This window comes from Janthinobacterium sp. FW305-129 (assembly GCF_020858115.1).
GTDB lineage: Bacteria > Pseudomonadota > Gammaproteobacteria > Burkholderiales > Burkholderiaceae_D > Janthinobacterium.
In genome coordinates, this window is record NZ_JACYMM010000009.1 from 1 (window position 1) to 2,322 (window position 2,322).

Annotated in this window: 1 protein-coding gene; it reads right to left on the reverse strand. The window is 69.8% G+C overall.

Features of this window, described 5'->3' with window-relative positions; genetic code table 11:
* Nucleotides 1-2,322, reverse strand: a 2,322-nt coding sequence (locus IGS61_RS18555; protein ID WP_230541233.1) for a beta strand repeat-containing protein, incomplete at both ends; no start/stop codon positions are given.

Genomic DNA, 2,322 nt, shown 5'->3' on the forward strand with positions numbered 1-2,322 from the left:
CCGGCAGCCGTGAACTGCTGGCTGTAGGCATCGCCGGCACGGATCGCCGCCAGGCTGCCCGGGACCAGGCTCAGGGCCGGCGCCGCAACCGTCATGGTGTAGGCGTTGGTCGCGCTGAACGGCGCGCCCACGCCCGTGCTGCTGTCGCTGGCGCGCAGGCTGAAGGTAAAGCTGCCGGCCACATTCGTCGTACCGGATAGCACGCCGGTAGCCGCATTCAGGCTCAATCCAGCAGGCAGGCTGCCGCTGGCCACGCTGTAAGTGTACGGCGCCGTACCGCCCGCGGCCGTCAGTGTCGCAGAGTAGGCCGCTTCCGCCGTCGGATTGGCCAGCAAGGCCGGCGTCAGGCTGACCGTGGCCGAGGAAACGACCAGGGTATAGCTGCGCGCGCCGGTAAACAGGTGCGCATCGGCCGCCTGCACAGTGAGCGTGAAACTGCCGCCCGCCGTCGGCGTCCCGCTCAGCAAGCCGCTGCTGTTCAGGGTGAGGCCGGCAGGCAGGTTGCCGCTCGACACTGTATAGGCATAGGGAGCGACACCGCCGCTGGCCGTCAGTTGCTGGCTGTACGCGGTGGCGACGCTTGCCGCCGGCAAGCTTGCCGGCGTCACTACGATCGTCGGCGCACCGACGCTCACGGTATAGCTGTTGGTCGCGCTGAACGGCGCGCCCACGCCCGTGCTGCTGTCGCTGGCGCGCAGGCTGAAGGTGAAACTGCCCGCCACATTCGTCGTGCCCGACAGCACGCCCGTGGCCGCATTCAGGCTCAAGCCGGCAGGCAGGCTGCCGCTGGCCACGCTGTAGGTGTACGGCGCCGTGCCGCCCGCCGCCGCCAGGGTTGCCGTGTAGGCCGCTTCCGCCGTTGGATTCGGCAGGGTCGCCGGTGTCAGCGTCACAGTCGGGATGCCCACCGCCACTGTCACGGTCGCTGGCGCCGACGTGCCGCTGGCGTTGGTGACCGTATAGGTGAAACTGTCGGTGCCAGCATAACCGGCCGTGGGCGTGTAGCTGATGCTCGTGCCACTGGCCGTCGCCGTGCCATGCGCGGCTGCGGACGCCACCGCCACCGACGTTGCCGCACCGCCGCTCAGGTTCAGGGCGATAGCATTGGCGCTGCTGCCATAGGCCACCGTGGCGCTGGCGTTGCCGGCAACGGGCGGCGCCACGGCCACCGTGCTGGAATAGGCACGCGAGCCCGTGAAAGGAGCGCCCGTGCCGGTGCTGCTGTCGGTGGCCGTGACGGTGAAGTTATACGCGCCTGCCGCCGTCGGCGTGCCGGACAGGGTGCCGTCCGGCGCCAGGCTCAGGCCCGTGGGCAGGCTGCCGCCGGTGATGGCATAGCTGTACGTGGAAGTCCCGCCACTGGCGACAATATTCTGGCTATAGGCGACGCCGGCCGTCATCGCCGGCATGACCGTCGGCGTGACGCTGATCATCGGTGCAGACACCGTCAGCGTGTAGGCCCGCGCGCCCACGTACGGGCCATTGCCCGTCGAGCTGTCCGTGGCGCGCAAGGTGAAGTTGAAGGTGCCAGCGGCCGTCGGCGTGCCCGACAACACGCCGGTGGCCGCATTCAGGCTCAGCCCGGCCGGCAAGGCGCCAGCGCTGACCGCATACGCGTACGGCGCCTGGCCGTTCGCGGCAGTCACCGTCTGGCTGTAGGCCGTGCCGACAGCGGCTGCAGGCACGGTACTTGGCGCAACCGTGATGGTGGGTACGCCAACCGTGAGCGTCACGGTGGCCGGTGCCGAGGTGCCGACGCCGTTCGTCGCCGTGTAGGTAAAACTGTCGGGACCGCCATAGCCTGGCGTCGGCGTGTAGGTGATGCTGGTGCCGCTGGCCGTCGCCGTGCCGTGCAAGGCGCCGGACGACACCGCCACCGACGTTGCCACTCCGCCGCTCAGGTTCAGGGTGATCGGGTTGCTGCTGCTGCCGTAAGCTACCGTGGCGCTGACGGGGCCGGCAATGGGAGCGCCGGCCGCCACCGTGGCGGAATAGGCGCGCGAACCCGTGTACGGACCGCTGCCGGTGCTGCTGTCGGTGGCGGTGATCGTGAAGTTATACGGTCCCTCTGCCGTTGGGGTGCCGGACAAGGTGCCGTCCGGCGCCAGGCCCAGGCCCGTCGGCAGGCTGCCGCCCGTGATGGCATAGCTGTACGGCCCTGTGCCGTTCGCAGCAGTGATGCCCTGGCTGTAGGCCACGCCAGCCGTCATCGCCGGCAAGACCGATGGCGCCACCGTAATCGTCGGCCCGGCAACCGTCAGCGAGTAGGCGCGCGCTCCCACGTACGGGCCATCGCCCGTTGAACTGTCCGTGGCGCGCACA